This window comes from Aquisalimonas lutea, assembly GCF_030409225.1.
Classification (GTDB): domain Bacteria; phylum Pseudomonadota; class Gammaproteobacteria; order Nitrococcales; family Aquisalimonadaceae; genus Aquisalimonas; species Aquisalimonas lutea.
In genome coordinates, this window is sequence record NZ_JAUFPK010000010.1 from 1 (window position 1) to 26,512 (window position 26,512).

Genomic DNA, 26,512 nt, shown 5'->3' on the forward strand with positions numbered 1-26,512 from the left:
ATGTGACCCACGGGCAAACGCCCGAGGACAAGCTCGCCATCATCCGCACCATGCAGGCGAGTCGGCGGACCGCATTCGTCGGCGACGGCCAGAACGACGGGCCGGCGCTGGCCGCCGCCGAGCTGGGGCTGGCCGTCGGCGAAGCCGATGCCACCGCCCGGGCCGCGGCCGCGGCACTCCTGCCCGGCGGCGTCCACAAGGTTACCGAAGCCCTGCGGCTGGCCCGGGTGGCGCGCCGGGGCATGATCCAGAACCTGGCCTGGGCGATGAGCTACAACCTCCTGGCGCTACCGGCAGCGGTGCTCGGTTTCGTTCACCCGGCGATCGCGGCCATCGCCATGGGCATCAGCACCCTGTGCGTACTCGGCAACACGGCACGTCTCGCCCTGCGGGATCGCCACCGGGCATCTGCACGGGACAAGCACCGACAGCATGCAAATCCTGATCCGGAGACCAGCGTGCGGCTGGGAGATCCCGCATGAGCCAATGGTACTGCCTGAACCTCGGCGATGCCCTCACCGCGGGGATCGAGCTGGAGCGCATTGAACGCGCCTTCGCAACGGCGTTCGTGCGTCACGGCAGGCCGGGCGATATGGGGTTGTTCGTGCGGCACGTCTCCGAGGGACAGCTCCATTGCGACGTGGTCGTCTATTTCACGCCGGCGGCCGCCGAGGTCGCCAACCGGGCGCAGGCGGACCTGTGCCCACCTCCGTCCCGCCACGGCCTTGGGCTGCTGCAGGGGGCGACAGAGGCCTGGCGCTTGCTGCCCACCGAGGGGGAATGATCACCAGCGCCGCACAGACACTCCCGGAGGGCCTGCCTCTGGGCCGCTGAGGCGGCGTTTCCGGCCCTCGCCGTAGGGCGCTCGGGCCGACGGCCTTACCTCAGCGGCCCAGAGAGCAGGCAGAATCCAACGAATTTGGGTTACAGGACGCTAGCTGGTCCCGGAAGACCTGACGCGCCAGCTTGAACCGCTCCACCGGAAAGCTGATGGGCACACCCGCCGCTGCCGCCGTCAGCATCTCAAGATGCGCATCCCAGCCGGCCGCGGTCTTCGCCGCGTCCTCGTCCCCTGGGAACCGGAGCGTAAGGTGCAGGCGTGTGCCGCCGTCCTCGTCGGCGAGCTCCCAGCGAAGCGGGCGCACCGGCTCGGCACCGCTGCTCCAGGAGTACTCCAGCAGCGCGTGCGGTTCCACCGCCCGGACGACGGAATCGATGGCCGTCCCGCTCACCGAGAAATCCAGGGACACGGACCCGCCCAGGTGCGGCTCGATCGCTCCGGGTGCCAGCCAGTCCTTCAGGCGATCCGACTCCGTAAGCATCCGCCACACGGCGGTGCGATCCGCATCCAGCCACCGGCTCAGGACGACTTCGAAGCCGCTGTCCCCGGATCGAATGATTGCCTCGGGGTGCTCGTCGTTTTGCATCAGGTGCTCCTTAAAATGTATAAATAATACATTAATATGACCGGGACCAACGCGCAACGCAATCCCTCCGCGCCAGTTGTTGTGGCTAACCTTTTTATATTAGTAGTTTTCATATTATATGAGATTAAATACCATTTTTGTTCATGTTTAAGTCTCCGTTAAGGTGAAGCTGATTCACGGACAATGGCAACGGGAGGATCCCCCATGGCCACGCTGCACAACCTCGGCTGCCCTCGCATCGGCGCCGGGCGCGAGCTCAAGTTCGCCCTGGAGGCCTACCGGCGCGGGGAGGTCGACGCCGCGTTCCTGGAGAGCACCGCCTCGGAGCTGCGCCGCCACAACCTCATGTTGCAGTACAACGCCGGGCTGGACTGGCTGCCCGTGGGGGAGTTCTCGCTCTACGACCATGTGCTGGACACCAGCTTCCTGCTGGGCCACGTGCCGTCCCGGTTCCGCGACGGCTCCGGCCTGTCGGAGCGGGATCAGTACTTCCGCGTCGCCCGGGGCCGGGCGCCGGAGGGCGCCCCTGCGGCGGCTGCGGAGATGACCAAATGGTTCGATACCAACTACCACTACATTGTCCCGGAGCTGGAGAAAGCACCGCGTTCGCAGCAGCTATGAAGGAGATCGCATGACCTACGTGGTCACCGACAACTGCATCAAGTGCAAGTACACCGACTGCGCCGAGGTCTGCCCTGTGGACTGCTTCCACGAGGGCCCGAACTTCCTGGCTATCGACCCGGACCTGTGCATCGACTGCACCCTGTGCGAGCCCGAGTGCCCAGCAAAGGCCATCTATTCCGAGGATGATCTGCCACTGGAGTGGGATCATTTTCTCGATATCAACGCCGAGCTGGCGGAACGCTGGCCGCAGATCACGCAGAAGATCGATGCGCCCGCCGACGCCGAGGAGTGGGACGGCGTACCCGACAAGCTGCCGCTGCTGGAGCTATAACCCATGGGAGGCGCCATGAATACGACAACACTGGATCGCCTGCGCCGGGACCACCGCAACCTCGAGCGACTGCTGACCCGTGTCGAGGGGCAGCTGGAGGTACTGGAGCGTGGAGAGGCGCCAGATTTCGCCGGCACGGCGTCCATCGTCGGCTGCCTGACGAACGACCCGGCCCGGTACCACCACCCTTTGGAGGACCTGCTTCTGGCCCGTCTCGAGCACCGGGATCCACCATCCGCCGAGGCAATCGGCCACCGCCAGTACCGGCAGCAGCGCCTCGCCGCACGCGGGCGCGTGCTTCTCGACCGCCTCCGGGACGTCTCGGCCGGCCAGCCCGTCTCCCGCGCCCAGCTGCTGGAGCCGGTCAGGCGCTTCCACTGGGGCCGCAACGCGCCGGCAGCGGCTCCGCCGGAACAGCCACCGGCGGTGCCGAACCGCTTCAACCACGGCACACGATCCGCCCCCGCGGGGGATGACGGTTTCTGCCCGTTATGCGCGGCGAGCTGACGAGCGATGGCGGCCGGCAAGGCACAGCCTGGCGCCGCAACCCGTCGCTCGGCGGTTACGCGCCACGCCGCGGAGAAGGTATTCTTCCCCGCAGCGGCGCTGTATGCCTTGGTAGCGGTCCCGGCCAGCGTCCACGGCATGCTGTCCGGGAATCCGCTCCTGCCGGCATTTGCCACGGTGCTGGGTCATGCGCATGAGCTGCTGTTCGGTTTCGCTCTGGCGGTGGCCGCCGGCTTTCTCATCAACCGCACGACAACTGTCCGGCTCGCCAGCCTGTTCGGGCTGTGGCTCCTTGCGCGGGTGATCTATCTGATCATGCCGGGCAGCATGGCCGCGCTGACAGCCAATGCCGCATTCGCGGCCGCACTCGCGTGGCTGGTGGTACCCCAGTTCATGAAAGGCGCCAAGAAATGGCGGAATCAGGCCTTCGCCCCCCTTCTCCTGGGCCTGTGCACGGTGCTGGCGCTGTTCCATGCCGGCCCGCTCACCGGCGCGTCCTGGCTGCGCTACCTGGCGCTGCAGGAAGCCGTGCTGCTGTTCGCGCTGCTGATGCTGTTCATGGGCGGGCGCATTATCGCTCCAGCGGCCGCGGGAGCCATCCAGCGGGCCGGCGGTCACCTGGAGGCCCGTGTCCAGCCGCACATCGAGGGTGCACTGCTGATCACCATGGCCCTGGCCGTCGGGACGGCGGCCATACCCGGCGCCCGCGGCGCCGCCGGCGCCCTCGTACTGCTCGCCGCGGTGCTCGGCCTGGTCCGCCTGTTGCGCTGGCGCCTCTGGGCCGCAGCCGGGCGGCCGGACCTCTGGTGCCTTGGGCTCGGCTATGCCTGGCTGGTAGCGGGCCTGGCACTGCTCGGCACCGCCTGGACCACCGGCCTGCTCGGGGCGAATACGGCGACCCACGCCATCACCGTCGGCGCCCTGGGCACTCTCACCACCGGCGTCATGGCCTGGGTGCGGCTGAACCGGGCCAAGCTCGACCCGGCACGTTCGCTGATCATTCCCCTGATGGCCGGTGCCATCGCCGCAGCGACCCTGATCCGCCTGCTTCTGCCCGGTGACGTTACAGCCCTGGCCGCCGCAAGCGGTCTCTGGGCACTGGCCTATGCCCTGCTGCTGGCACTGCTGGTGCGCATTCCTCCGCGCTGACGCTCTGCCCACTTCGGGGGTATCCCATCCCCCCGATTCATCGACCGAATCGCGAGCCCCATCGCCACAGTCTGGCCTGCCCAGGCAGGCGCTCCGTCGCGACTGTCGCTTTGCCACCTTACCCTTCCGGTTCGCAATGCCTTTGGGGCATCTCAAGGATCAACCGGCTATGCTGACCAGCAGCAATCGTCCCACCATGTCAGCAGCAGTCTGACCAACTGACGCGAAGGAGGACATAGCCTGGCCGAACGGGTGTCCCGGAAAGAATGGAGGAGGCCCGGCCATAGCCGAACGCCAGTCCGACATCGAACCGAGCATCCGCATCCTGCGGGAGCGCTGCACGAGCTGCAGCCTGAATGATCTGTGCCTGCCGGTCGCACTGGATACCGCCGCTACTGAGGCTCTCGACGGCATCGTGGAGCGGGGCCACCCGCTGACGCGGGGACAGACCGTCTATCGTACGGATGAGCCGTTCCACCCGGCCTACGCTATCCGTGCGGGCGCAATGAAGAGCGTGACGATCTCCGAGGACGGCGAAGAGCAGATTACCGCGTTCCACCTTCCCGGTGAGCTGGTGAGACTCGATGCCATCGGCTTCGATGCCCATCCGTCCACTTCCGCGGGCCTGAAAGCAACCCGCCTCTGCAAAATCCCGTTCGCAGAGCTAGAGGGTCTGTCCGGACGCGTGCACGGGCTGCTCCAGCACCTGATTCGCCGCATGAGCCAGGCAATCGCCACCGAGCAGGAGATGCTGCACCTGCTGGCGCACCGCAACGCCTCGCCGCGTTCCTGATCAGCCTGTCGGACCGCTGCGCCCACCGCGGCCTTGGCGCTACCCCGGTTCGCCGGTTCATGGACCACGGCTGGATGAGCGTCCAGGAGCAGTTCATCGGCCTGGACAACCCGGACACACTGCGCCTTCCGAGCTCTAGCTCATCCGAGGCGATACAGCGGCAAGGCATGTAGCCGCTATCCAGAGGCCCCGGGGCACTAATCATCCGGGCGGTCCGCGAGACCGGGCGGCACCGGGACATCCCCCAGGATGTCGTACAGCGTCGCGAGCAGTTCATCCAGAGCATCCTGCGCAACATCCGCGTTCACGCGGCAGTCCCGCAGCAGATGTGCGCGCAGTCGCTCCAGCCCGTCGGCTGATGCACGGTGGACAGAGTCGAAGCCGATCCTTGCCCCGTCCATGGAGAAGAACAGCGAGCCGGCGGAGCCACCATCCGTGAGCTGAAACGCGATGAACAGGCCCACCGCGTCATTTCCGGCATCCCAATACGTGTCGGAGATCAGGACAACCGACGGGCCGAGCGGCAACGCCCCCGGCAGTTTCGGGCCCGCTTGGCTCATTACCCGCCTCCCGTTGCGCCCCTCGTTGAGAGGGGGCGCGATAACCTCTTGGACTCAGCGGTGATACTCACCCGAGCGTTCTGGCTGGTACACGACCTCCTCGATGCGTACGCGTAGAACCCCGCCACCAGGCTTCGGCCACTCGATTTCGTCACCCTGTGCAAGGCCGAGCAGAGCACTCCCCACCGGAGCAAGGATGGAAATCTTGCTACCGCTGGAGTCCAGCTCTTTCGGGTAAACCAGGGTCAGTGTGAACTCCTCATCCGACGCCTCGACCCGGAATCGCACTGTCGAGTTCATGGTTACAACAGACGACGGCATCTCGGTCGGCTCGACGATGTCGGCTCTCGCCAGCTCAGTCTCCAGCTCTGCCTTGCCCGGAAACGCACCATCGGGCAGCGAGTCCATCAATTTCTCGAGCCGGTCGGCGTCCAGAGAGGAGATGACAATGTTTGGCCGGTCATTCATTTGTATGCACTCACTACGCTAGATGGATCGCACGCAATCCGTTGGATCAATTTGTCGGCACGGCAGAAGCAAACACCCGATGCTCTTGCCCCTTATCAGGCGTCCCCCTGTTCTGGCACACGGCAGTGCCTGCCCCGTACAGGGCCATCGTGTCGGAGACGACGTCTCTGTTACGCCTGACCCCGAAATCAGCGACGCCTTCGAGATCACTTCGCCCGGATCGGGGATATATCCGTCGTAACCTGACACCGTACTCTTCGGCGCTCGACGATGCCGAGCGCTATCAGGGGACTCACGATCAGCGTGGTTCCCAGGAAGAACCAGATACCAGGCACTTCCCCAAACCACCACCAACCGAACAGCACCGCCCAGATGAGCCCGGTGTACTCCGCGCTCGTCACCTGGTTGGCAGCGACATGACGGTAGGCCAGCAGCACGGTGGCATTGTAGCCGAGAATAAAGACAGCCGAACCCGCCGCCGCCACCAGCATCCGCCAGTCCCACGCGGCCCCCTCCCAGAGCATGAGCGCGAAGGCCGCGGGCACCGCATAGAGATGCATGAGAAACAGCTTATGGACGGTGGACTGTGTGCTCGGCAGTTTGCGCACCAGCAGCGCATTGGTGGCCAGCGCGAGCGCCGCGCCCAGTCCGCTCAGCGCAGCCCAGGAGATCTCCACCGGCCGCAGGATCACCAGGATCCCGGCAAACCCACTGACCACAGCCAGAAGGCTCAGCCCCGTGACGCGCTCGCCGAAGAGTAGCACCGCCAGCACCATGACCAGCAACGGCGTCGCGTAGAACAGCGCATTGGCTGTGGCCAGCGGAAGCGTGGTCAGCGCGATCGCCATGCAGGAGATGCCCGCAAGGCCGATGTGCGCGCGCAGGACGTGAACTCCGGTTCCGCGAAAAGCCGCCCGCCCATCCAGGTGCCGCCACAACGGCAGCAGCACGAGGACTGCAACCATCACCCGCATGAAAATGAACTGCAGCACCGGGAACTCGCCGGCTGTCCCCTGCCACTTGATGATGACGTCCGAGAGCAGCGCCAGCAGGTTACCCGTGGCGAGCAAAATGATGGCGCTGTGTACGGTGCGGCCCGCCATGATGCGAACTCCGGGGGAATTACTTGGAAAGCATGCAGGTTACCCACGGGATTCCATCTTGTATAATGATGATTCTTCGCCTGTCATTACTGTTATTGATAATGCGGCTACCGCCTCTGCCGACCCTGCCCGTTTTCGAAGCCGTCGCTCGGCTGAACAGCTTCTCCCGGGCAGCGGAGGAGCTTCGCATCAGCCAGAGCGCGGTCAGTCACCGGATCAAGCAACTGGAAGACTATCTGGGCGAGCCGCTGTTCGTGCGGGCAGGCCGGCGCCTGAGCGTCACTGCCGAGGGACAGCGGTATCTGCAGGAGATAACCCCGGCCCTGGGGCAAATCGAGCAGGCGAGTGAACATCTCCGGGGTGAAGACCGAACGCACCTGCGCCTGGCCGTATTCAGCTCTTTCGCCGTGCGCTGGCTCATCCCTCGACTGCCGGATCTCCATCGACGCCACCCCACCATCAACCTCATGCTGGAGATGGATGACGGCTCACCGAGTCTGTCCAACCGGGTGGCGGACTGCTTCATTACTACCAGCGCCCGGAAGCGGGGGTATACCGCGGAACTGCTATATGCCGAACGCTTGTTTCCCATCTGCAGCCGCAAGTACTGGGATTGGATGCGGCGTGATCTGCGGCAAGCAGGTCTGACGACAACCGACACGCCCAACCAGATCGAGGCCTCCTGGCTGCAACGCTATCCCCTGCTATCCGCTTCGAGCATCCTGGGGCAGCCGGGCGAGGACTGGCGCTTCTGGCTCTCCATCGCCGGCTGCCCTATCCAGAGCTCCACCCGGGTGCATCACTTCAGCCACATGCTCATGGCGCATGCCGCCGCACGCCATCACCAGGGCGTCGCGCTGAGCAATGACTACATGCTGGATCCCGCGGATGACGCCGACCTGGTGGCCTTGCCGGCGGACACCATCCCGACCGGCGATGAGTTTCTAATCGCGTACAAGACCAGCCGCCGAAACGAGCCCGGCCTAAGGCAACTCAAAGGCTGGCTCATCCAACAGGCCATAAGGTCAGGGTTGAAACACTAGAGACCGGCGGAGTGTGTCAGTCAGTCGCAACGTCTCGGTCGCCATGCGTGTGGGCTAATCGATCGCAGAAGCACCGAGCCCGGCGAGACGCTCGCGCAGGAACTCCTTGAACAGACGAACGCGTGCCGGAGCCTCCCGCCCGGCGATTGTGATGGCGTACAGGCGGGCACTGCTGACCATCCAGTGCGGCAGAACCGCCTTCAGCCGCCCGTCCTGAACTGCTGGCGCCGCCGCGACGTCCGGCAGCGGACCGATCCCCCCGCCGGCGAGCACGATGCGCGCTACACTGGCCGGCTCGTCCGTCAGCACTGCTGGGCGCACGCCCACGCGTTCGCTGCGACGGCCGTTGCTGAGAGAAACGGCTGTGGTCCCCATTAGATCCCGGGCGGCGATTACATCATGCTCCGCCAGCGCCGCGGGCGTTTGCGGCTCGCCACGCTCAGCGAGATAGGCGGGCGTCGCGTAGAGCCGGACGTCGAAGCTCACCAGTGGCGCAGCGCGGTAGTCCATGTCAGGCAAATCGCTGCTTGCTCGCAGCGCCAGATCAATGCGGTGCGTTGTCAGATCCAGCGCGCTGCTGGTGAGAAGCAGCTCCACGGTGATCTGCGGATGCTGCCGGCGGAATACGCTGATGGCCTCCGGCAGCACTTCGAGACCGAAATCCACGGGAGCGGTCAGACGCAGATGGCCCCGGGGCAGCGAGTGCGCTTCGCTCGCCGCCTCGGTGGCATCGTCCAGCAACGCGAGCGCCGCGCCCGCCTTGGCATGAAAGGCGATGCCTTCCTCCGTTGGGCTCACTGCTCGCGGCTGCCGCGCCAGAAGCGTGCTCCCCAGTCGACGCTCCAGGCGCGTTACACGGCGGCTTATACCACTCTTGGTCTCCCCTAGCTTCTGGGCGGCCGCGGTAATGCTGCCGAAATCCACCACCGCGCAGAAAGCTCGGACGTCATCGAGGGAGCCTCCGAGCTCTCGCGGGTCAGCGGCAGCCGTTACTGTGGTTTCCAATTCGTTAACCATTGGTTGCAAGTCTACCGACTTACGCCATTTCAGCAACGACTGCATCATGCGGTTTCAGTCACGGGACAGGGGCACCAAGCCAAGCGCGCCACCTGCCGGGGTGACTGGGACTTTCATGCATCACCACAGGAGAAGTCGCCATGAAACGCTACATTATCGCCACTGCCCTCGCAGCCGCGGCCATAGGTCAGGCCAGCGCGGACTCTTACAACGGCCTGCTCACAGAGTATGACCTGCGCAGCGCAGGCAATGCCTCATCGGTCGCTAGTATTGTCGCGCACTTCCGCTCGGCGGGAGATGCAGCCAACACCGCCCATGCCGGAGGCAGGCTCGGTGAGCGCGACCTGGCACCCGGATCGGAAACGTCAACAACGTCGAGCATCGCGGCGCACTTCCGTAGCGCACCCAGTGCGAACGGCGACGAGCGGGGCCGGCCAGAGTACCTCCTTATCGGCAAGGGCTGGCATGGTAACAATCCCCACGCCAACTCCGAGGCAACCGTGACCGAGGGATAAACGGAAATTGCCCGTGCGCCCGGCGCAGGGGCTTCGGCCGATGGAGCGAGCACCGTCCGACTGCCTGGTCTCGCTCCACTTTGGTAGCCGGCGCCGCGTTTTTGTATGCGTACGACCTTGGCCAGCCATGACGCCTGGTGATCGTGTTCGCGCGGCTCATACCACCCGAACCCCCAGTCACTTGCGCGGTCTGTCTCGATGGTGCCCGCCATCTCCCAACCAGAGGGGTCAAGGCTAACACCTGTCCTTCCGGGGTATCATCCGTACCCGAATTGCGCCGGCTGCCGCCCCATATGGACTCAAAACGGAGCATTAACGCCGTCAGCTAATCGGTGGGCCCGGCGATCATGGGATCGCTGGGCCCGTAATGGCAAGGATCAGCCGGCAATAGAGAGACCGTATTCCTCTGCCGCGGCTTGGAGCCACAGCCACGTGTAATCGGCAAAGCTGCGACGGACGATGACTAGAACGCTGTCAGCGTCGGTGCGCAGCATATATGCCTGCCCCTTGCCGAACGTGGTGCCGACGACCTTGCCTGGCGGGAAGTTTCGCATGTGCACGTCGTAGCTCGTGGACTTCTTGAGCACGTCCGCCAGTGCTTCTCCCGACAGATGCAGACACGCGTAGCCGCTGCTTACGTCCACCACCCTGCCCGGTGTCCCCTGAAGGGCGCTGCGCAGCCGGGACATCAGGTCTTGCCGCTGCGTCCCCGGACCAAATACAAGCCACTCGTCGGGTGTGATCCGCAGCAGGCGGGTGCCGTCATCACCGAGCACCGAGCTACAAGGTTCGGTGGGCGGCGCAGCCCCGAGCGCGCCCTCGACACCGGCACGCATGCCCGGATCATCGTCCGGGCCGCGCAGGATAACCAGTGCCGAAAAACGCTCCTCGCGAAGGATAAGGCCGCCTTTTTGATCCTGCCCGGCCAGTGCGGGCAGGTCAGCGTGGTGCAGTGGGCTCTCTGCTCGCGGCAGGGTGAGTTGCGTCATGGCTATATCTCCTTCAAACGTTCTGGCGGGCGCCGTCGGGGTCGTAGAACACCGTGCTGCACAGCTCGGCCTCCTCGAGGCGGCCGTCGCTGGTCATGAAATGCAGCCGCTCGCGCTGTCGGTCGTGGCCCCGCTCGATGAGTCCCAGGGCGATGGAATGACCGAGCGCAGCGCTATAGTAGCTCGACGTGACGTGACCGATGGTCCTCTTGGGTACGGGATTGCTCGGGTTCTCAACCGCCTGCGCACCCTCGGGCAGAACCGCCTCGCCGTTGAGCGGCCGGATACCCACGAATTGCTCGCGATCCCTGCGCCGCGAGTCACTGCGGTCCAGGGATCGCTGACCGAGGAAGCTGAACGGTTTCTCTCGCTTGAGTGCCCAGTGCATACCAAGGTCCTCGGGAGTAACCGAGCCATCGGTATCCTGACCCACAATGATGAAGCCCTTCTCCGCACGAAGTACGTGCATGGTCTCGGTGCCGTACGGCGTGATGCCGTAGGGCTCGCCCGCGGCGTAGACGGCCTCCCACAGGTGCATGCCGTAATCGGCGGGTACGTTGATCTCGTAGGTCAGCTCGCCGGTGAAGCTGATGCGGAACACCCGCGCCAGCGCGCCGGCCACGGTGCCTTCACGCCAGGCCATGAACGGGAAGGCCTCGCGGGAGAAATCAATGTCGTCACACAGCTTCGCCACCACGTTGCGGCTCTCCGGGCCGGTAACCGTGACCGTGGCCCACTGGTCGGTGATCGACGTGAAGCATACGTCCAGCTCCGGCCACTCGGTCTGGTGCCAACGCTCCAGCCACTCCAGCACCGGGCCGGCGTTGCCGGTGGTGGTGGTCATGATGAAGTGCTCATCGTCCACGCAAGCGGTGACGCCGTCGTCGAACACCATGCCGTCTTCCTTGAGCATCAGGCCGTATCGACAGCGCCCGGGCTGGAGCTTCATCCAGGCGTTGGTGTAGACGCGGTTGAGGAACTCACGGGCGTCGCTGCCCTGGATGTCGATCTTGCCCAGGGTGGAGGCATCGAGCATGCCCACGCGCTGGCGTACCGCCAGGCACTCGCGGTTGACGGCCTGCTGCATGGACTCCCCATGCCGGGGGTAGTACCAAGGACGCTTCCATTGCCCCACGTCCTCGAACGCCGCACCCTGGCGCACATGCCACAGGTGCATGGGGGTGAACCGCGCCGGGTCGAGCAGACCGCCCCGCTCCATGCCCGCCAAGGCACCGAAAGTCACCGGGGTGTAGGCCGGGCGGAACACCGTAGTGCCGGTCTCCGGGATGGTCTTCCCCCGTGCGCGGGCGGTCAGGGCCACGCCGTTGACGTTGCCGAGTTTGCCCTGGTCGGTGCCAAAGCCCATAACCGTGTAGCGCTTGACGTGCTCGATGGACTCGTAGCCTTCGCGCACCGCCACCTCGATGGCGGCGGCCGTGACGTCGGTCTGGAAGTCGACGAACTGCTTGGGGGCCCGCGTGACCGGTTTATGGTGGGGGACCAGGAACAGCTTCATGGACGGGTCTTGGGACGGCTCGGCCACACTGACCGCGAGATCGCGCATCTCGGTCGCCTCGAATCCCCAAGCCGTTGCCGCCCGCTTGCCCGCATCCACTCCCTCGTGGATGACCGCCTCCAGGGCGTAGGTACCGTTCACACCGCCGGCGCATACCCGGGCCTGCCGGGTCTCGCCGGGGACGAAGCCCAGCACCTCCTCGCTCCAGACCGGCTTGTCGCCGGTGTGACAGGTGAGGTGCACCACCGGGCTCCAGCCCCCGGAGGTGGCGATCACGTCACAGGGCAGCTCGTGGGTGGTGCCGGCGAGGCTTTCGCCATCGGCGGACAGCGGTGCGACCCGGGCACCGGTGACACTGCGCCCGCCGGCGGCCTCGATCACGCCATGGCCGGTCAGGACGCGAATACCGCAGGCGCGGGCCTCCGTCGGCAGGTCGCCGCCTGCCTCCGCGCGGGTATCGACCACGGCCACGACCTCGCGGCCGGCGTTGTGCCAGTCCAGGGCGGTATGATAGGCATGGTCGTTGGTGGTCATGAGCACCAGACGCTCTCCGGGAACGACGCCGTAGCGGTTGATGTAGGTTCCCACCGCCGACGCCGTCATGACCCCGGGACGATCATTGTTTCCGAACACGAGCGGGCGCTCGTGGGCACCGGTGGCGATCACCACCTGACCGGCGCGCACCCGGTGCAGGCGTTCGCGCACACCACCGGCATCCGGTCCAAGGTGATCCGTGCGGCGCTCGCTGAGCACCACGAAATTATGGTCGTGATAACCCACGGCTGTGGTACGCCGCAGCACCGTCACCTCCGGCTCCCGCGCCAGGGCGTCGGTCTGCCGACGCACCCATTTGGCCGCAGGAGTACCGCTGATGGTCGCGCGGCTGGCCAATAAGTGGCCGCCCAGCTCCGGCTGCTCGTCCGCGATCATGACCCGTGCGCCAGCGCGGGCCGCGGTGCGTGCCGCCGAGAGACCAGCAGGGCCCGCGCCCACCACCAGCACGTCGACGTGGTGGTTCATGTGGTCATACTCCGCCGGGTCCGGCTGGGACGGGCTCTGGCCCAGGCCGGCGGCCTTGCGAATGCCCTTCTCGTACGTCATCCACAGGCTGCTCGGCCACATGAACGTCTTGTAGTAAAAGCCCGGCGGCATCATGCGCCCGCCGACCTTGCCCACGACACTGGTCAGGTCGCGCTCGGTGCTGGGCCAGCCGTTGGTGCTGCTGCACACCAGCCCGTCATACAGCTCGGTCTGGGTGGCACGCAGATTGGGGGTGGTGGTGGCCGGGTCGGTACCCACCTGCAGAATGGCGTTGGGCTCTTCCGGCCCGGCGGCGATGACGCCGCGCGGACGCCCGTACTTGAAGCTTCGCCCCACCAAGCGCACGCCGTTGGCCAGCAGGGCCGAGGCCACCGTATCGCCGGGATGGCCGGTGTAGGTGCGGCCGTTGAACTGGAACCGCAGGGTCCGGCTGCGGTCCACGCGGCCGCGTTCAGGGAGTCGATTGCGCTGTGTCATGCCGCCTCCTCGCTGTCTCTGCTGACGCTGGGCCGGGCGCCCATGGGGTAGCTCTCGTGGATCTCATACGTCACCGTGTCGCGGGCGACGTTGAAGAACCGCCGGCAACCGGTGGCGTGGTACCACTGCTCGTGATGAAGCCCACGCGGGTTTCTGCGGAAGAACAGGTAGTCGCCCCAGGCCTCGTCGGAGAGCTCGGCCGGGTTCTCCGGACGGGGAATATGGGCTTCGCCGGCGTAGTGGAACTCTTCCTCGCTGCGGTGCTCGCCGCAGTGCGGGCAGTAGATGTTTAGCATGGTCTTGCCTCCTGTCAGGTCGCGCTCAGTGGGCTACACCGGCGGCGCCGTGCTCGTCGATCAGGGCGCCGCTGTAGAAGCGGTCCAGGGCGAACGGCGCGGCCAGCGGGTGGGGCGAGTCGTTGGCGATGGTGCTGGCGAACACGTGACCGGAGCCCGGTGTGGCCTTGAACCCGCCGGTACCCCAGCCGCAGTTGAAATACAGACCGTCCACCGGGGTCTTGCTGATGATCGGGCAGGCGTCCGGGCAGGTATCCACGATGCCGCCCCACTGGCGGTTCATGCGCACGCGGCGGAACATGGGAAACATCTCGCAGATGGCCGCGGCCGTGTGCTCAATCACTGGCATTGAGCCGCGCTGGCCATAGCCGTTGTAGCCGTCGATGCCAGCGCCGATCACCAGGTCGCCCTTGTCCGACTGGTTCACGTAACCGTGCACGTGGTTGGACATGACCACCGTGTCGAGGACGGGCTTGAGTGGTTCGGAGACAAACGCCTGCAGCGGATGCGACTCTAGCGGCAGGCGCAGCCCCGCCATGCCAGCGAGCACGCCGGAGTTGCCGGCGACCACGCAGCCCACCCGGTCGGCGCCTATGAAGCCGCGGTTGGTCTCCACGCCACGAATGGTCCCGCCCTCGATACGCATGCCGGTCACGGCGGTTTCTTGAAGCAGATCCACGCCCAGGGCGTCGGCGGCGCGGGCGTAGCCCCAGGCGACGGCGTCGTGGCGGGCGACGCCGGCACGCGGCTGCCAGGACGACCCCATGATCGGGTAGCGCAGGTTGTCGATGTTGATAATCGGAACGATCTTCTTAATCTCGTCCGGCGTGACCACGTGGGAGTCAATGCCGTTGAGCCGGTTGGACTGGACGCGGCGTTCGATATTGCGCATGTCCTGCAGGGTATGACCGAGGTTCAGCACCCCGCGCTGGCTGAACATGACGTTGTAGTTCAGCTCCTCCGACAGTCCTTCCCAGAGCTTCATGGCGTGCTCGTAGAGCTGGCCCGACTCGTCCCAGAGGTAGTTGGAGCGCACGATGGTGGTGTTACGACCGGTGTTGCCGCCGCCCAGATACCCCTTCTCCAGCACGGCGATGTTGGTTATGCCGTGCTGGCTTGCCAGGTAGTAGGCGGTGGCCAGGCCGTGCCCACCCCCACCGATGATGATCACGTCGTAATGGGTTTTCGGCGTCGGGTTACGCCACGCCCGCTGCCAGTTCTCGTGGTAGCGCAGCGCGTGCCTGAACAGGCCGAAGCCGGAGTAGCGGTTTGCCATGATTCACCTCAGCATTCGATGACGTTGACGGCGAGGCCGCCACGGGAAGTCTCTTTGTACTTGTCGAGCATGTCGGCGCCCGTGGCGCGCATGGTGCGGATGGCCTTGTCCAGCGAGACGAAGTGCTGCCCGTCGCCCCGCAGTGCCATGCGCGCGGCGTTCACCGCCTTGACGCTGGCGACGGCGTTGCGCTCGATACACGGGATCTGCACCAGCCCGCCGATGGGGTCACAGGTCAGGCCCAGGTTGTGCTCCAGGCCGATCTCGGCGGCGTTCTCCACCTGGCGCGGCGTGCCGCCCATGACCTCGGCCAGGCCCGCGGCGGCCATGGCGCAGGCCGACCCCACCTCACCCTGGCAGCCGACATCCGCCCCGGAGATGGACGCCTTGAGCTTGATGAGCACACCCACCGCCGCGGCAGTGAGAAGAAACCGCACCACACCGTCCTCGTCGGCGCCATCGACGAAGTGCCAGTAGTAATGGAGCACGGCCGGCACGATGCCGGCGGCGCCGTTGGTCGGGGCGGTGACGATGCGACCGCCGGCGGCGTTCTCCTCGTTCACGGCAAGGGCGTACAGGTTGACCCAGTCCATGGTGTCGAGAGGGTCCGTGCTGCGATCCTGCCCCGTCAGCTTCCGGTGCAGGGCCGCCGCCCGGCGCGGCACCTTGAGACCCCCGGGCAAAGCCCCTTCGTTGGCGACGCCGTTGGCCACCGAGGCCTGCATGACGTCCCAGATTCGCAGCAGGCCGGTGCGCACCTCGATCTGTGTGCGCCAGCAAAGCTCGTTGCGCAACATCAGCTCGCTGATAGGACAGCCTTCCTGCTCACACAGGGCCAGAAGCTCATCCGCCGTCGTAAAATGCGCCGGCAAAGCCGTGCCATCGGGCCCGATCGCATCCGCGCCAGCCTCGTCATCGTCCAGCACGAAGCCGCCGCCCACGGAGTAGTAGGTACGCTGCCGGACGGTCTCGCCCCGCGCATCCATCGCGGTGAACACCATGCCGTTGGGGTGGTACGGCAAGGACTCCCGCTTGTGGAATACCAGATCCGCATCGGCATCGTAGGCGATTGCGGAGCCACCTAGCGGGTAGATCATTCCCTCCTCGGCGATCCTGGCGCTGCGCGCTGGCAGCAGGGCTGGGTCCACGATCTCCGGGTCGTGCCCTTCCAGCCCCAGCAGCACCGCTGGCCCGCTACCATGTCCCTTTCCCGTTGCCCCCAAAGACCCGTACAGCTCGGTGCGCACACGTGCGACCTGCGGCAGTATCCAGTCATCCGCCAGTCCACTGACGAACAACCGCGCGGCCTTCATGGGGCCCACCGTGTGAGAGCTGGAGGGGCCGATGCCGATCTTGAACAGGTCGAAGACGCTCAGTGCCATGCTGAACCTCCTTCCGCCCTAGCCGGCGGGTAAACGGGAAAGTCGCGACAGACGGCATCGACCTGGTCACGGACCCTGCCGATGACCGTCGCGTCCTCGGGATCGTCGAGGATGTCGCAGATCCAGTTGGCGAGGAGGCGGGATTCCTTCTCACGGAACCCCCGCGTGGTGATCGCCGGTGTGCCGATGCGCAGCCCGGAGGTGACAAACGGGGGCTGCGAATCGTTGGGTACCGCATTCTTGTTCACGGTGATATTCGCCTGTGCCAGAGCCTGGTCCGCGGCCTTTCCGGTCAAGCCGCGTGCGACCAGGTCCACCAGGAACAGGTGGTTGTGGGTGCCGCCCGAGACTACGTCATACCCCCGCGCCTGCATTTGCCGGGCCATGGTCTGCGCATTGGCAACGACCTGCTCCTGGTACTTGCGGAACTCCGGGCTCAATGCTTCGCGGAAAGCGACCGCCTTGGCCGCGATCACGTGCATGAGCGGACCACCCTGAGTACCCGGGAATACCAGCGACTGGAACTTGCGCTCGAGCCCGCTGCGCTTGTGCATGAGAATCATGCCGCCACGCGGCCCGCGCAGGGTCTTGTGCGTCGTGGTCGTTACGGCATCGGCGTAGGGGATCGGAGTCGGGTAGACGCCAGCGGCGACCAACCCGGCCACATGCGCCATGTCCACGACGAGATAGGCGCCGCAGGCATCGGCGATGGCGCGGAAGCGCTCCCAGTCCAGCGTGCCGGAGTACGCGGAGAAACCCGCCACCAGGATCCGCGGCGCGTGCTCCCGGGCGAGCGCCTCCACTTCGTCGTAGTCAATCCTGCCCGTCCGGGTGTCGAGCCCGTACTGCACGGCGTTGAACAGCTTGCCGGAGAAGTTCGGTGCGGCGCCGTGCGTAAGATGGCCCCCATGGTCCAGTCGCATCCCGAGAATGGTGTCTCCGGGACTGGCCAGGGCGTGGAAAACCGCAGCATTGGCTTGAGAGCCGGAGTGTGGCTGGACGTTGGCGTACTCGCACTGGAACAACTCCGTTGCCCGGTCAATGGCCAGTTGCTCCACCCGGTCGACCGCTTCGCAGCCACCGTAGTAGCGCCGGCCGGGGTACCCTTCCGCGTACTTGTTCGTCAGCACCGTGCCCTGCGCCGCCATGACGGACGGACTAGCGTAGTTCTCGGAAGCGATCAGTTCGATATGCGCCTCCTGACGGCTCGCCTCGGCACTAATGGCGGCATTCAGGTCGGGATCGAGATCCTGGAAATCCAGTGGCTGTGCAGACATGCGTGGGCTCCTCCTGCTCGCTTTCATCCCTGCAGTCAGGGCGTGACTTCTTGTTCGGCTGTTTACGACAGCAGTCTCCGCGGTGCAGGCGCCGACCGCCTGTAGAAATGCGGCATTGACCGAGTAGAAGCGCGCCATGACGCGCACGGGTCATGAAGCGACGGATTTGTGATGACGCAGGGGGAGGAAAGCCAGGAGATTGGGGTTCGCTACGCTCCGATAGCATCGGACAGAGGTGCCATGACCGGTTCCTACGACCCACCCCGCGACACGGATTGCCAGGCGCCTGCCGACGGCGCGGCCCTGTCCGTCGCGTTCATCCTGCTGCCGGGCTTCACCCTGTTGCCTTTTGCGGCTTTCGTGGATTGCCTGCGGCTCGCCGCTGACGAGGGGGATTCCAGTCGGCAACTTCGCTGTCGCTGGACGATCCTTGGCGACACGAGGCGGCCAGTCGAGTCGAGCTGCGGCGTCACAATCACCCCGTGGGAACCGTTGCAGGACCCCGGAAAGTACGACTACGTGGTCGTCGTCGGGGGTCGACTGGCCAACCAGCCCGTGGCGACGCCGGAGGTCATCGACTACCTGCGCCTGGCGGATCGCCGGGGCACGGCGATCGTGGGGCTGTGCACGGCGGCGTTTACGCTGATCCAGGCGGGCCTCATGGACGGACACCGCTGCTGCGTGAGCTGGTATCACTACTATGACCTGCTGGAACGCTACCCCGACATCACCCCGGTGGCGGACCAGCTATTCGTGGTCGATCGCAAACGGATTACCTGCGCCGGCGGCTCTGCGGCGGCAGACGTCGCCGCCTGGCTGGTGGAGAAGCACTGTGGCCAGGACTGGGCGCAAAAAAGCCTGCACATCATGTTGATCGATCAACCACGACGAGCGACCGCGTCCCAGCCGCAACCTCCGCTCCACGAATCGATCCGGGACAACCGGGTTCGTCGTGCGGTCCTGCTCATCGAGCAGCATCTGAGCAACCCCATGACAGTCCAGGAGATGGCGGAGCATCTCAACGTCTCGCGCCGGCAACTCGAGCGGGCGTTCGTCCACGAGCTCGGACTCGGGCCAAGCGAGTTCTGCCGCCGTCTGCGCCTGCGCTACGGCTGGTGGCTGCTGAGCCACACCTCGCGCAGCATCACGGTGATTGCCTCGGAATGCGGGTTCACGGACAGCCCGCATTTCTCACGACAGTTCCGGCAGATGTTTGGCCAATCCCCTTCCGCCGTTCGCATGACGATGCAACGCGACCGTCCGGAAGAGAACAATGAAAAGAGCACAGAGGTCGACAACCAGATCTTCCAGAAGGCATCAAGCTGGATGTGACGGACGGCGCACACGCCGGGGCCGAGTAGGAGCTGCGCGAACCCGTTACATTGGGACGTGCACGGGGTTCGAACCGCTGTCACGGTCCGTGCCACGGTAGAGAAGGCAGATTCAAGCCCCACCGGATGGCGACCAGGCGCAGCCCGATCACGACGGCCACACCGATGGCGAACGCAAGCGTCTCCGGCACCGACAAGGCATGGAGGACCAGATAGACAACGATTCCCGATATGGCCGCAGTCGCATAGACCTCCTTGCGCATGACAAGCGGTATCCGTGCGGTAATGACGTCGCGCAGCATTCCACCCATGACTCCGGTCATCGCTCCCATGATGATCACGATCAGCGGCGAATGCCCCGCCTCCAGCGCGAGCTTCGCCCCGGACAGGGCGAAAATCGCCAGTCCGCAGGCGTCAGCCACCAGGAACAGAAAGCCCGGCGGCGGCCGCAGCGAGAGATACAGAACCGTCGCCAGCACGGAGAGGAGGATGGTGACCAGGTACCACGGGTCAACCACCCAGAATATCGGATGGTGCGCGAGGAGCAGGTCGCGCAGCGTTCCGCCGCCAATAGCGGTGAACGTGGCAACGATGACTACGCCGAAGATATCCAACTCGCGGTCCCGGGTGGCGAGAACGCCGCTGGCGGCAAAAACGGCCACTCCGGCGAGATCCAGGTAGTAGAGCAGCACCGGTTCTCCATTCATCGCACGGACATTGGCAACAGTATCGGCAGAACCTCTACAAGAAGACCAACAAAGCCAACGAGCAGACGTGACACCGAGCCAGATCATCCGTCGTGTATCAACGAGGCAGCACAGCAATGCACAGCCGCAACTATTTACGGGATTCCGGATTCACTGTCCATCCCACTTCCGACAGAACTGCACCGGGATCCGAACGCCTCCAGCAGCACTGGCGGTCGGAGGATCGTACCGCCGTTGTGGCGCGCACCGCCGAAGAAGGCGTCCGGGGCTGCGGTGCTGCCACCCTGTTGCTCGCGCACTGGTTCTATCGTCGGAAAGAAGCCCGCGCGCCGGGATTCTTCGATTACCCCCAGCATTACGCCATTGTCGGCGAATCCGGTGCTCGAACGCGCCATCTCGGGCCCGACGAGCAGCGAACCTGGGGTGCCGCGTGGTGCCGACTCGATGTCTGGCCTTCCACGCATCATGTGGTCGCCGAGCCGACGCCCGAGGCGCTCCTGCTGGCCACACTCGCCGTTGAACCGCAATGGTTGTTCTGGCCGGCGTCACTCGCAACCCCGGGCCCACTGCACGTGGCAGGCGGGGGCGATGACCGCGCCGTTCGTTTGCTACTGAGGGCGCGGCTGCGCGGGGTCATCCTTTACTCCACAAAAGAGGATGGCTCGGGACAGCAGTGGTCGATCGAGCTCTCGGGAGGCGCACGGAAGCTGTTCGACGAGAGCATGGAAGCGCTGCCGTCCGCTGAGCGGGGACAGGAGTTGGCGGACGGCCGGGGATGGTACCGCACGGTCGGCGTCGGCCCATTCCTGGCAGTCCTGGCCTCGGAGAGCGGTCCCGGTGCACCATAGAAGACCTCACAATCACGCTGGACCGGCCACGAACAGCGAAAGCGGGTCAGCGCTATCCCGGCTTACGCAGCCCGGCGTCCCCCAGAATGCTGCGTATCAGCGGACTACCATCAGCTAACCCCTCCTTCGCTCGCGTGCCGCCGGCCGGTCAGCAGGTGCGTTGACCTCACAACTCCTGGGTTACAATGACTGCGCCCGGTACCGCCCCGGATAACGTATGGACGTATAGTCTTGCCGCACGGATGGCGACTCCGGGGACACCGCTACGCAGTGCTCGCACGACTATGACAGAAAGCACATCGCCCCCGTCCAACGGGGGTCCACTGAACGACGAATTCCTGGAGGCTCGTACACCTGGGCAGTACAAGTACGGGTTCCTGGTTGTTCCGAACTTCTCTTATATTGGCTTCGCATCCGCGATCGAGCCCCTACGCCTGGCCAACCTTGCGGCCGGCGAGCGCCGGTTCAGCGCCGGTGTCATCTCGCTGGACGGCGCCCCCACGCCGGCCAGCAACGGCTTCACGATCTTGCCGGATGTCGATATCTCCGGCATTCCCGACGAGCTGGATGCTGTATTCGTGGTTGGCCCCAACCCGATTCATTTCCCGGGCGAACGCGAACTTGCCGCAACGATGAAGCGTCTGGCCCACGACGGCGTTGCCCTCGGTGGGATCTGCACCGGCAGTTACCTCATGGCTCGCGCCGGGCTGCTGGACGGCTATCGCTGCACGATTCACTGGCAGGATACCGAGGAACTGCTGCAGCAGTTCCCGGAACTCATCGTTTCGACCCATCTCTTCGAGATCGACCGGCAACGGTGCACGAGCAGCGGTGGCACCGCCTCCATGGACATGATGCTCCGTATCATTGCCGGCCTCCCGGAAGGAGCGGAGTTGGCCGCTGCCACCGCAGAACTACTGGTGCACGACCGCGTCCGCGATGCCGGGGAGCGTCAGCGCATTCCTCTTCGCCTGCGCCTTGGCAGCGATCAGCCTCAGCTCGCGGAAGCGGCCATGATCATGGAGGCGAACCTGGAGGATCCGATCAGTCTGTCGGAGCTGGCAGGACACGTCGGTGTCTCAGAGCGCCAGCTCGAGCGCATGTTCCGCGCTGCCCTCGACTGCACGCCGAGCCAGTACTACATGGAGATTCGGTTGCAGCACGCCCGCCAACTGCTGCGCAGCTCCTCACTGTCCGTGAGCGAGGTGGCGCGTGACTGCGGGTTTGTCTCCGGCTCGCATTTCGCGCGCCGGTACGCCCGGCATTTCGGCATGTCTCCGAGTGCGGAGAAGCGCCGGAGCGGGCTCACCCCGACGTCATCCTGACAGTAGGCAGGCTCCCCAAAACGCGGGTACAAACCCCGCACCGAAGCGGCGTAGCCCCTTATTTGTCGGAACCGTACTCGTAGACGTCGGAATCGAGTGAGAACGAACCCGCCAAAGACCTGATCCTGATCGTCACACCTTTATCCCCCGATGAGGGGCCGGCGGCGTCCGGTACAACACGATGAGGAGAGGTACCCATGGATCTACCGCAAACCCTGCAGATCCGTAACGGCGACAAGGTCAAAGGCACGTTCTCGGACGAGGAAATGCAATCCCGGCTGAACCGTCTTCGGACGGTCATGGCGGATCAAGGTATCGATTTCGCGCTGTTCACCTCGTATCACAACATCAACTACTACAGCGACTTCCTCTACTGCTACTTCGGGCGCCTGTACGGGCTGGTGATCTCTCACGACAACTCGACCTCCATTTCCGCCAACATCGACGGCGGGCAGCCCTGGCGCCGCACCTATGGCGACAACATCGTCTATACGGACTGGCACCGGGACAACTACTTCGTCGCCGTGAAGTCCCTCATCCCGGACGGCAGCCGGGTCGGTGTCGAGTACGACCACATCAGCTTCGAAACGCTGCGCAAGCTCCAGGGGGCGCTGCCCACCGCTGAACTGGTGGACATCGGCAAGCCGGCCATGCGCCAGCGCATGATCAAGTCCAATGAGGAGATTGCCCAGATCAAGGAAAGCGCCCGCATTGCGGACGTGGGGGGCGAGGCCTGCGTCGAGGCGATCGACGTGGGCGTGCCGGAGCACGAGGTGGCCCTGCATTCGACCAGGGCGATGGTGCGGGAGATCGCAAAGACGTTCCCGCACGCGGAGCTCATGGATACATGGACGTGGTTCCAATCGGGCATCAACACCGACGGTGCGCACAACCCCGTAACCAGCCGCCGGATTCAGCGCGGCGATATCCTGAGCCTCAACTGCTTCCCGATGCCCGCCGGCTACTACACGGCGCTGGAGCGTACGCTCTTCGCCGAGGAGTGCTCCGACGAGCACCGGCGGCTGTGGGAGATCAACTGCCAGGTCCATGATGCCGGCAAGGCGCTGATCAGGCCCGGCATGCGGTGCTGCGATATTGCGCACGAGTTGAACGACATCTACCGGGAGTTCAGCCTGCTGAAGTACCGCACTTTCGGCTATGGTCACTCCTTCGGCGTCCTCTCCCACTACTACGGACGGGAAGCGGGCCTGGAGTTGCGCGAGGACATCGAGACGGTGCTGGAACCGGGCATGGTCGTTTCCATGGAGCCCATGATCATGATCCCGGAAGGACAGCCCGGGGCCGGTGGCTACCGCGAGCACGATATTCTGGTGGTCACCGGCGACGGCGCCGAGAACATCACGGGCTTCCCGTACGGCCCCGATCACAACATCATCCGGAAGTAGTCGGCCCGATGCGGCGGGGCGCCACCAACGCCCCGCTGTGTCGAACCAGCCCCTCTCGGGGGAGGAGTTCGCATCATGGCCAACAGCGTTTTTCTAGGTGAGCTGACGTGGAAGGAGTACGAGCAGTGGCTGGCCGGAGATAGCCCCGTCGTTCTTCTGCCCATGGGTGCTCTCGAGCAGCATGGCCACCACATGAGCATGAACGTGGACGTGCTGCTGCCCACCGCGGTCTGCGAGCGTGTAGCAAAGCGCATCAACGGCGTCGTGGCGCCGCCGCTGTCCTACGGCTACAAGTCGCAGCAACAGTCCGGCGGAGGGAACCATTATCCCGGGACCACGAGCCTCGACGGCATGACTCTCACTCACACCGTGCAGGACATCATCCGCGAGCTAGCCCGTCACGGCGTGCGCAGGCTCGCCATCATGAACGGGCACTTCGAGAACTCCATATTCATCGTCGAAGGCATCGATCTCGCACTGCGGGAACTGCGGTATGCCGGTATCGACGACTTCCGGGTCATGACCCTGTCCTACTGGGATTTCGTCAGCGACCCCGACGTCATCAACACCTTGTATCCGGACGGCTTTCAGGGCTGGGACATCGAGCACGGCGGCGTATTCGAGACCTCGCTCATGCTCACGCTCTACCCCGAACTCGTGGATTTCGATGCCGTCGTGGACCATCCGCCGGCAACCTTCCCGCCGTATGACATGTTCCCTGTCGTACCCGAGCGCACCCCGGAGCCGGGCACGCTTTCGTCGGCACGCGATGCCTCGCGGGAGAAGGGCGACCTGGTCCTGCGCGTGTGTGTCGACGGCATTGCAACTGCAATCCAGAAAGAGTTCCAGGCGCCGTAGCTCGCCGGAACGCCATAACGAGATCAATCCTGGAGGAGAGACATGGTCATCCAGAATGGCCCTTTTCGGGGCATTAATCCCTATACATCGCTGATCGCCTCATCCGTGGTGATCCTGTTCGTGGTGGGCACGCTGGTCTTCCCCGACGCCGCCAGCGAGTGGATCCAGAACGCACGGACCTTCGTGACCTTTTACGCAAACTGGTGGTACGTGCTCCTGGCCGGCTGCTTCCTGGTGTTCCTGGTCGGACTGGCGGCGAGCCCGTACGGCCGACTCCGGCTTGGCGACGAGCACGAGCGACCCAAGTACAGCTACTTCACCTGGTTCGCCATGGTCTATGCCGCCGGCCAAGGCATCGGCATCATCTTCTGGTCCATCGCGGAGCCGGTCTTCCACTACCTCGACGGCAGCCCGTTTGCCGCCTCCGCCGGGGACCAGGCGGCCGCACGCGCAGCCATGGAAGTGACCTTCTTCCACTGGGGCCTCAACGCCTGGGCGATCTACTCCATCGTGGCCCTGGCGCTGGCGGTGGTGGCCTACCGCATGAAGATGCCCCTGGGCATCCGGTATACGCTCTATCCGGTCCTGGGCCAACGCGTGTATGGCTGGCCGGGGGCCGCCGTGGATGTGGTTGCGGTATTCGCGACACTGTTCGGCATCGCTACGTCCCTGGGACTTGGCGTGCAACAGATCAACTCCGGCCTGAACTCGCTCTGGGGGGTGCCCGTCACGGCCGGCGTGCAGCTCATTCTCATCGCCGCGATAACGGTACTCGCGCTGATGTCGGTGCTCTCCGGCCTGGACCGCGGGATCCGCTATCTCTCCGAAATCAACATGTGGCTGACGGTGGTGCTGCTAGCCTTTTTCCTCACCTGGGGACCGACGCAGTACGTGCTCCAGTCGCTGGTGGTCGGCCTGTGGGACTACGCAGCCGGGCTGCTGGCGTTGAACACGTACGTCGAGTCCGCGCCGGGCACGGTGGCCGAGCACGGCTGGCAGGACATGTGGCAGGGATGGTGGACGGTCTTCTACTGGGGCTGGTGGATCTCCTGGGCGCCGTTCGTTGGCGTGTTCGTCGCCCGTGTCTCCCGCGGCCGCACCATCCGTGAGTTCGTGCTCGGGGTTGTTGGCGTGTCCACGCTGCTCTCCTGCGTGTGGATCGCCGCCTACGGCGGCACCGCGCTGCACATCGAGATGTTCGGAGGCGGGGGTGTCGGCGACGCTGTGTACGACAATACGGCCATGGCGTTGTACGCAACGTTCACTGCCATGGACGTGGGCACCATCGGTTTCTGGGCCGGCGTGATCGGCACGATCCTGGTCACCACTTACTTCGTAACCTCGTCCGACTCCGGCACCTTGGTGCTGACCACGATTCTCAGCGAGGGCGATCAGAACCCGCTGCATCGGCATCGCTCCATCTGGGGTATCGGCCAGGGTGTAATCGCGGCGGTCCTGCTGGTGGTCGGCGGCGAGGCGGCCCTGAGCACCCTGCAGACCGCGTCGATTGTGGCCGCCCTGCCCTTCTCGCTGATCATGGTGTTGATGTGTGTCGGCATCGTGCGAGGCTTGGCTATGGGCTCGCAGCCAGAGATTGCTGCCACCGTCGGCAGCACCGCGGACTGACGCTCGGGCGGCGATACAACCGCCAAAGGGGAAACCTGCGCGTTCCGTTCACGGGGTGCAGTTACCAATCCGCTGAACGTGTGACGTTGATCGATAAAGCTGCCTGCATGTCAGCACGTCAGTATGCTGGTGTGCAGGCAGCCTTCTACTGCCATGTACTTTCTTCAAAACCCCGTAGCATGGTCCACCTGTGTCCCCGTTCCACAGGCTTCCAGAACGATCCGACAGTCTCTTCCTGCGCGGTGCGCACACTCTTGCATATGTGCATGACCGATCACGGAGTGGATAATGTCACCATGTGGTGCGCCCTCTCCTGCGAGCGACGCCATACGCCGCTTCCCGTGAGCCGTTCACGATTGTGCGCCCGGTCAAGATCCAGCACCGGACCCCGGGGCACGATGAGCGTGGGGTTGATGGCCGGATTGGTGTAGTAGCCCACCTTGATATGCTCCAGGTTGACAGTCTCGCGCACACCCGGCCACTGGTAGAGCTCGCGCAGGTAGCCAGACAGATTCGGGTAGTCCTCGATGCGTCGGAGATTGCACTTGAACGCCCCGTGATAGGCGGCGTCAAAGCGCACCAGCGTGACGAACAGCCGCCAGTCCGCCTCGGTGAGATAG

The 26,512-nt window shown here is 65.0% G+C and carries 28 protein-coding genes; 15 read left to right on the top strand and 13 right to left on the bottom strand.

All coding sequences use genetic code 11. The features are described from left to right. Positions 1–482: HAD-IC family P-type ATPase (locus QWY84_RS19790; protein ID WP_290204784.1), on the top strand; the 482-nt coding region annotated here is incomplete at its 5' end. Continuing rightward, entirely contained in the window at positions 479–784 is a 306-nt protein-coding gene (locus QWY84_RS19795; RefSeq protein ID WP_290204785.1) for a hypothetical protein, read from the top strand. The genes QWY84_RS19790 and QWY84_RS19795, both read left to right, overlap by 4 nt. 100 nt (positions 785–884) lie before the next feature. On the opposite strand, the gene QWY84_RS19800 is transcribed toward QWY84_RS19795, so the two are convergent. After that, complete coding sequence (locus tag QWY84_RS19800) at positions 885–1,427, bottom strand: SRPBCC family protein (RefSeq protein WP_290204786.1); 543 nt, start codon at positions 1,425–1,427, stop codon at positions 885–887. A gap of 204 nt (positions 1,428–1,631) precedes the next feature. Here QWY84_RS19800 and QWY84_RS19805 point away from each other — a divergent pair, with 204 nt between their 5' ends. The 5 genes from QWY84_RS19805 to QWY84_RS19825 all read left to right on the top strand — a co-directional run bounded on the left by QWY84_RS19805 (position 1,632) and on the right by QWY84_RS19825 (position 4,831). Beyond that, positions 1,632–2,048, top strand: coding sequence for a uroporphyrinogen decarboxylase/cobalamine-independent methonine synthase family protein (locus QWY84_RS19805; RefSeq protein ID WP_290204787.1), 417 nt, complete (start codon positions 1,632–1,634; stop codon positions 2,046–2,048). A gap of 10 nt (positions 2,049–2,058) precedes the next feature. Continuing rightward, on the top strand, positions 2,059–2,382 hold the full coding sequence (gene fdxA, locus QWY84_RS19810; RefSeq protein WP_290204788.1) for a ferredoxin FdxA: 324 nt from the start codon (positions 2,059–2,061) through the stop codon (positions 2,380–2,382). A 15-nt stretch (positions 2,383–2,397) separates the two neighbouring features. Then, the gene (locus QWY84_RS19815; protein ID WP_290204789.1) at positions 2,398–2,889 is read left to right on the top strand and encodes a hemerythrin domain-containing protein; all 492 of its coding nucleotides are present in this window, start codon (positions 2,398–2,400) and stop codon (positions 2,887–2,889) included. 6 nt (positions 2,890–2,895) lie between these two features. Further along, positions 2,896–4,038, top strand: a complete 1,143-nt coding sequence (locus QWY84_RS19820; RefSeq protein WP_290204790.1) for an NnrS family protein — start codon at positions 2,896–2,898, stop codon at positions 4,036–4,038. A 415-nt stretch (positions 4,039–4,453) separates the two neighbouring features. After that, on the top strand, positions 4,454–4,831 hold the full coding sequence (locus tag QWY84_RS19825; RefSeq protein WP_290204791.1) for a cyclic nucleotide-binding domain-containing protein: 378 nt from the start codon (positions 4,454–4,456) through the stop codon (positions 4,829–4,831). Between the two features lie 197 nt (positions 4,832–5,028). Here the strand turns inward: QWY84_RS19825 and QWY84_RS19830 are convergent, their stop codons facing one another. The 3 genes from QWY84_RS19830 to QWY84_RS19840 form a co-directional block, all read right to left on the bottom strand. Beyond that, positions 5,029–5,391: a hypothetical protein gene (locus QWY84_RS19830; protein ID WP_290204792.1), complete on the bottom strand. Its 363-nt coding sequence runs from the start codon at positions 5,389–5,391 to the stop codon at positions 5,029–5,031. A gap of 54 nt (positions 5,392–5,445) precedes the next feature. Next, positions 5,446–5,859 carry a nucleoside diphosphate kinase regulator gene (gene rnk, locus QWY84_RS19835; RefSeq protein ID WP_290204793.1) on the bottom strand — a complete coding sequence of 138 codons (414 nt, stop codon included), beginning with the start codon at positions 5,857–5,859 and terminating at the stop codon, positions 5,446–5,448. A gap of 206 nt (positions 5,860–6,065) precedes the next feature. Then, positions 6,066–6,962 carry a DMT family transporter gene (locus QWY84_RS19840; RefSeq protein ID WP_290204794.1) on the bottom strand — a complete coding sequence of 299 codons (897 nt, stop codon included), beginning with the start codon at positions 6,960–6,962 and terminating at the stop codon, positions 6,066–6,068. Between the two features lie 65 nt (positions 6,963–7,027). Between QWY84_RS19840 and QWY84_RS19845 the strand changes: the two genes are divergently transcribed. Beyond that, positions 7,028–8,005 carry a LysR family transcriptional regulator gene (locus QWY84_RS19845; protein WP_290204795.1) on the top strand — a complete coding sequence of 326 codons (978 nt, stop codon included), beginning with the start codon at positions 7,028–7,030 and terminating at the stop codon, positions 8,003–8,005. A gap of 54 nt (positions 8,006–8,059) precedes the next feature. Here the strand turns inward: QWY84_RS19845 and QWY84_RS19850 are convergent, their stop codons facing one another. Then, positions 8,060–9,070 carry a LysR family transcriptional regulator gene (locus QWY84_RS19850; protein ID WP_290204796.1) on the bottom strand — a complete coding sequence of 337 codons (1,011 nt, stop codon included), beginning with the start codon at positions 9,068–9,070 and terminating at the stop codon, positions 8,060–8,062. 92 nt (positions 9,071–9,162) lie between these two features. Here QWY84_RS19850 and QWY84_RS19855 point away from each other — a divergent pair, with 92 nt between their 5' ends. After that, positions 9,163–9,537, top strand: coding sequence for a hypothetical protein (locus tag QWY84_RS19855; RefSeq protein ID WP_290204797.1), 375 nt, complete (start codon positions 9,163–9,165; stop codon positions 9,535–9,537). Positions 9,538–9,914: 377 nt separating this feature from the next. Here the strand turns inward: QWY84_RS19855 and QWY84_RS19860 are convergent, their stop codons facing one another. Genes QWY84_RS19860 through glyA form a run of 6 tightly spaced genes read right to left on the bottom strand, consistent with a single transcriptional unit; the run spans position 9,915 to position 17,791 of the window. Next, a complete protein-coding gene (locus QWY84_RS19860; RefSeq protein ID WP_290204798.1) occupies positions 9,915–10,526 on the bottom strand; it encodes a sarcosine oxidase subunit gamma in 612 nt (203 codons plus the stop codon). Between the two features lie 13 nt (positions 10,527–10,539). Beyond that, complete coding sequence (locus tag QWY84_RS19865; RefSeq protein WP_290204799.1) at positions 10,540–13,560, bottom strand: sarcosine oxidase subunit alpha family protein; 3,021 nt, start codon at positions 13,558–13,560, stop codon at positions 10,540–10,542. Beyond that, positions 13,557–13,856: a sarcosine oxidase subunit delta gene (locus QWY84_RS19870; RefSeq protein ID WP_290204800.1), complete on the bottom strand. Its 300-nt coding sequence runs from the start codon at positions 13,854–13,856 to the stop codon at positions 13,557–13,559. Before QWY84_RS19870 ends, QWY84_RS19865 begins: the two co-directional genes overlap by 4 nt. Positions 13,857–13,881: 25 nt before the next feature. Next, positions 13,882–15,132: a sarcosine oxidase subunit beta family protein gene (locus QWY84_RS19875; RefSeq protein ID WP_290204801.1), complete on the bottom strand. Its 1,251-nt coding sequence runs from the start codon at positions 15,130–15,132 to the stop codon at positions 13,882–13,884. Between the two features lie 8 nt (positions 15,133–15,140). After that, positions 15,141–16,514: an L-serine ammonia-lyase gene (locus QWY84_RS19880; RefSeq protein ID WP_290204802.1), complete on the bottom strand. Its 1,374-nt coding sequence runs from the start codon at positions 16,512–16,514 to the stop codon at positions 15,141–15,143. Next, complete coding sequence (glyA, locus tag QWY84_RS19885; protein WP_290204803.1) at positions 16,505–17,791, bottom strand: serine hydroxymethyltransferase; 1,287 nt, start codon at positions 17,789–17,791, stop codon at positions 16,505–16,507. The genes QWY84_RS19880 and glyA overlap by 10 nt, the downstream gene beginning before the upstream one ends. 240 nt (positions 17,792–18,031) lie before the next feature. Between glyA and QWY84_RS19890 the strand changes: the two genes are divergently transcribed. Then, a complete protein-coding gene (locus QWY84_RS19890; protein WP_290204804.1) occupies positions 18,032–19,123 on the top strand; it encodes a GlxA family transcriptional regulator in 1,092 nt (363 codons plus the stop codon). A gap of 79 nt (positions 19,124–19,202) precedes the next feature. On the opposite strand, the gene QWY84_RS19895 is transcribed toward QWY84_RS19890, so the two are convergent. Then, a complete protein-coding gene (locus tag QWY84_RS19895) occupies positions 19,203–19,814 on the bottom strand; it encodes a trimeric intracellular cation channel family protein (RefSeq protein WP_290204805.1) in 612 nt (203 codons plus the stop codon). Between the two features lie 131 nt (positions 19,815–19,945). On the opposite strand from QWY84_RS19895, the gene QWY84_RS19900 reads away from it, so the two are divergent. From QWY84_RS19900 to QWY84_RS19920, 5 genes are all read left to right on the top strand, one after another. Further along, positions 19,946–20,677 carry a hypothetical protein gene (locus QWY84_RS19900; protein WP_290204806.1) on the top strand — a complete coding sequence of 244 codons (732 nt, stop codon included), beginning with the start codon at positions 19,946–19,948 and terminating at the stop codon, positions 20,675–20,677. 284 nt (positions 20,678–20,961) lie between these two features. Beyond that, entirely contained in the window at positions 20,962–22,002 is a 1,041-nt protein-coding gene (locus QWY84_RS19905; protein WP_290204807.1) for a GlxA family transcriptional regulator, read from the top strand. A 197-nt stretch (positions 22,003–22,199) separates the two neighbouring features. Beyond that, the gene (locus QWY84_RS19910) at positions 22,200–23,408 is read left to right on the top strand and encodes a M24 family metallopeptidase (protein ID WP_290204808.1); all 1,209 of its coding nucleotides are present in this window, start codon (positions 22,200–22,202) and stop codon (positions 23,406–23,408) included. 75 nt (positions 23,409–23,483) lie between these two features. Further along, on the top strand, positions 23,484–24,266 hold the full coding sequence (locus tag QWY84_RS19915; RefSeq protein ID WP_290204809.1) for a creatininase: 783 nt from the start codon (positions 23,484–23,486) through the stop codon (positions 24,264–24,266). 42 nt (positions 24,267–24,308) lie between these two features. Beyond that, on the top strand, positions 24,309–25,892 hold the full coding sequence (locus QWY84_RS19920) for a BCCT family transporter (RefSeq protein ID WP_290204810.1): 1,584 nt from the start codon (positions 24,309–24,311) through the stop codon (positions 25,890–25,892). A 274-nt stretch (positions 25,893–26,166) separates the two neighbouring features. Here QWY84_RS19920 and QWY84_RS19925 read toward each other — a convergent pair. Next, a partial coding sequence (locus QWY84_RS19925; protein ID WP_353959919.1) for a glutathione S-transferase C-terminal domain-containing protein occupies positions 26,167–26,512 on the bottom strand: 346 nt, incomplete at its 5' end.

Bases quoted from the DNA above. Each gene is read 5' to 3' on its own strand.
- QWY84_RS19795 (WP_290204785.1), top strand. From the start codon at position 479: ATGAGCCAATGGTACTGCCTGAACCTCGGCGATGCCCTCACCGCGGGG.
- QWY84_RS19800 (WP_290204786.1), bottom strand. From the start codon at position 1,427: ATGCAAAACGACGAGCACCCCGAGGCAATCATTCGATCCGGGGACAGC.
- QWY84_RS19805 (WP_290204787.1), top strand. From the start codon at position 1,632: ATGGCCACGCTGCACAACCTCGGCTGCCCTCGCATCGGCGCCGGGCGC.
- fdxA (WP_290204788.1), top strand. From the start codon at position 2,059: ATGACCTACGTGGTCACCGACAACTGCATCAAGTGCAAGTACACCGAC.
- QWY84_RS19815 (WP_290204789.1), top strand. From the start codon at position 2,398: ATGAATACGACAACACTGGATCGCCTGCGCCGGGACCACCGCAACCTC.
- QWY84_RS19820 (WP_290204790.1), top strand. From the start codon at position 2,896: ATGGCGGCCGGCAAGGCACAGCCTGGCGCCGCAACCCGTCGCTCGGCG.
- QWY84_RS19830 (WP_290204792.1), bottom strand. From the start codon at position 5,391: ATGAGCCAAGCGGGCCCGAAACTGCCGGGGGCGTTGCCGCTCGGCCCG.
- rnk (WP_290204793.1), bottom strand. From the start codon at position 5,859: ATGAATGACCGGCCAAACATTGTCATCTCCTCTCTGGACGCCGACCGG.
- QWY84_RS19840 (WP_290204794.1), bottom strand. From the start codon at position 6,962: ATGGCGGGCCGCACCGTACACAGCGCCATCATTTTGCTCGCCACGGGT.
- QWY84_RS19845 (WP_290204795.1), top strand. From the start codon at position 7,028: ATGATGATTCTTCGCCTGTCATTACTGTTATTGATAATGCGGCTACCG.
- QWY84_RS19850 (WP_290204796.1), bottom strand. From the start codon at position 9,070: ATGATGCAGTCGTTGCTGAAATGGCGTAAGTCGGTAGACTTGCAACCA.
- QWY84_RS19855 (WP_290204797.1), top strand. From the start codon at position 9,163: ATGAAACGCTACATTATCGCCACTGCCCTCGCAGCCGCGGCCATAGGT.
- QWY84_RS19860 (WP_290204798.1), bottom strand. From the start codon at position 10,526: ATGACGCAACTCACCCTGCCGCGAGCAGAGAGCCCACTGCACCACGCT.
- QWY84_RS19865 (WP_290204799.1), bottom strand. From the start codon at position 13,560: ATGACACAGCGCAATCGACTCCCTGAACGCGGCCGCGTGGACCGCAGC.
- QWY84_RS19870 (WP_290204800.1), bottom strand. From the start codon at position 13,856: ATGCTAAACATCTACTGCCCGCACTGCGGCGAGCACCGCAGCGAGGAA.
- QWY84_RS19875 (WP_290204801.1), bottom strand. From the start codon at position 15,132: ATGGCAAACCGCTACTCCGGCTTCGGCCTGTTCAGGCACGCGCTGCGC.
- QWY84_RS19880 (WP_290204802.1), bottom strand. From the start codon at position 16,514: ATGGCACTGAGCGTCTTCGACCTGTTCAAGATCGGCATCGGCCCCTCC.
- glyA (WP_290204803.1), bottom strand. From the start codon at position 17,791: ATGTCTGCACAGCCACTGGATTTCCAGGATCTCGATCCCGACCTGAAT.
- QWY84_RS19890 (WP_290204804.1), top strand. From the start codon at position 18,032: ATGACCGGTTCCTACGACCCACCCCGCGACACGGATTGCCAGGCGCCT.
- QWY84_RS19900 (WP_290204806.1), top strand. From the start codon at position 19,946: ATGCACAGCCGCAACTATTTACGGGATTCCGGATTCACTGTCCATCCC.
- QWY84_RS19905 (WP_290204807.1), top strand. From the start codon at position 20,962: ATGACAGAAAGCACATCGCCCCCGTCCAACGGGGGTCCACTGAACGAC.
- QWY84_RS19910 (WP_290204808.1), top strand. From the start codon at position 22,200: ATGGATCTACCGCAAACCCTGCAGATCCGTAACGGCGACAAGGTCAAA.
- QWY84_RS19915 (WP_290204809.1), top strand. From the start codon at position 23,484: ATGGCCAACAGCGTTTTTCTAGGTGAGCTGACGTGGAAGGAGTACGAG.
- QWY84_RS19920 (WP_290204810.1), top strand. From the start codon at position 24,309: ATGGTCATCCAGAATGGCCCTTTTCGGGGCATTAATCCCTATACATCG.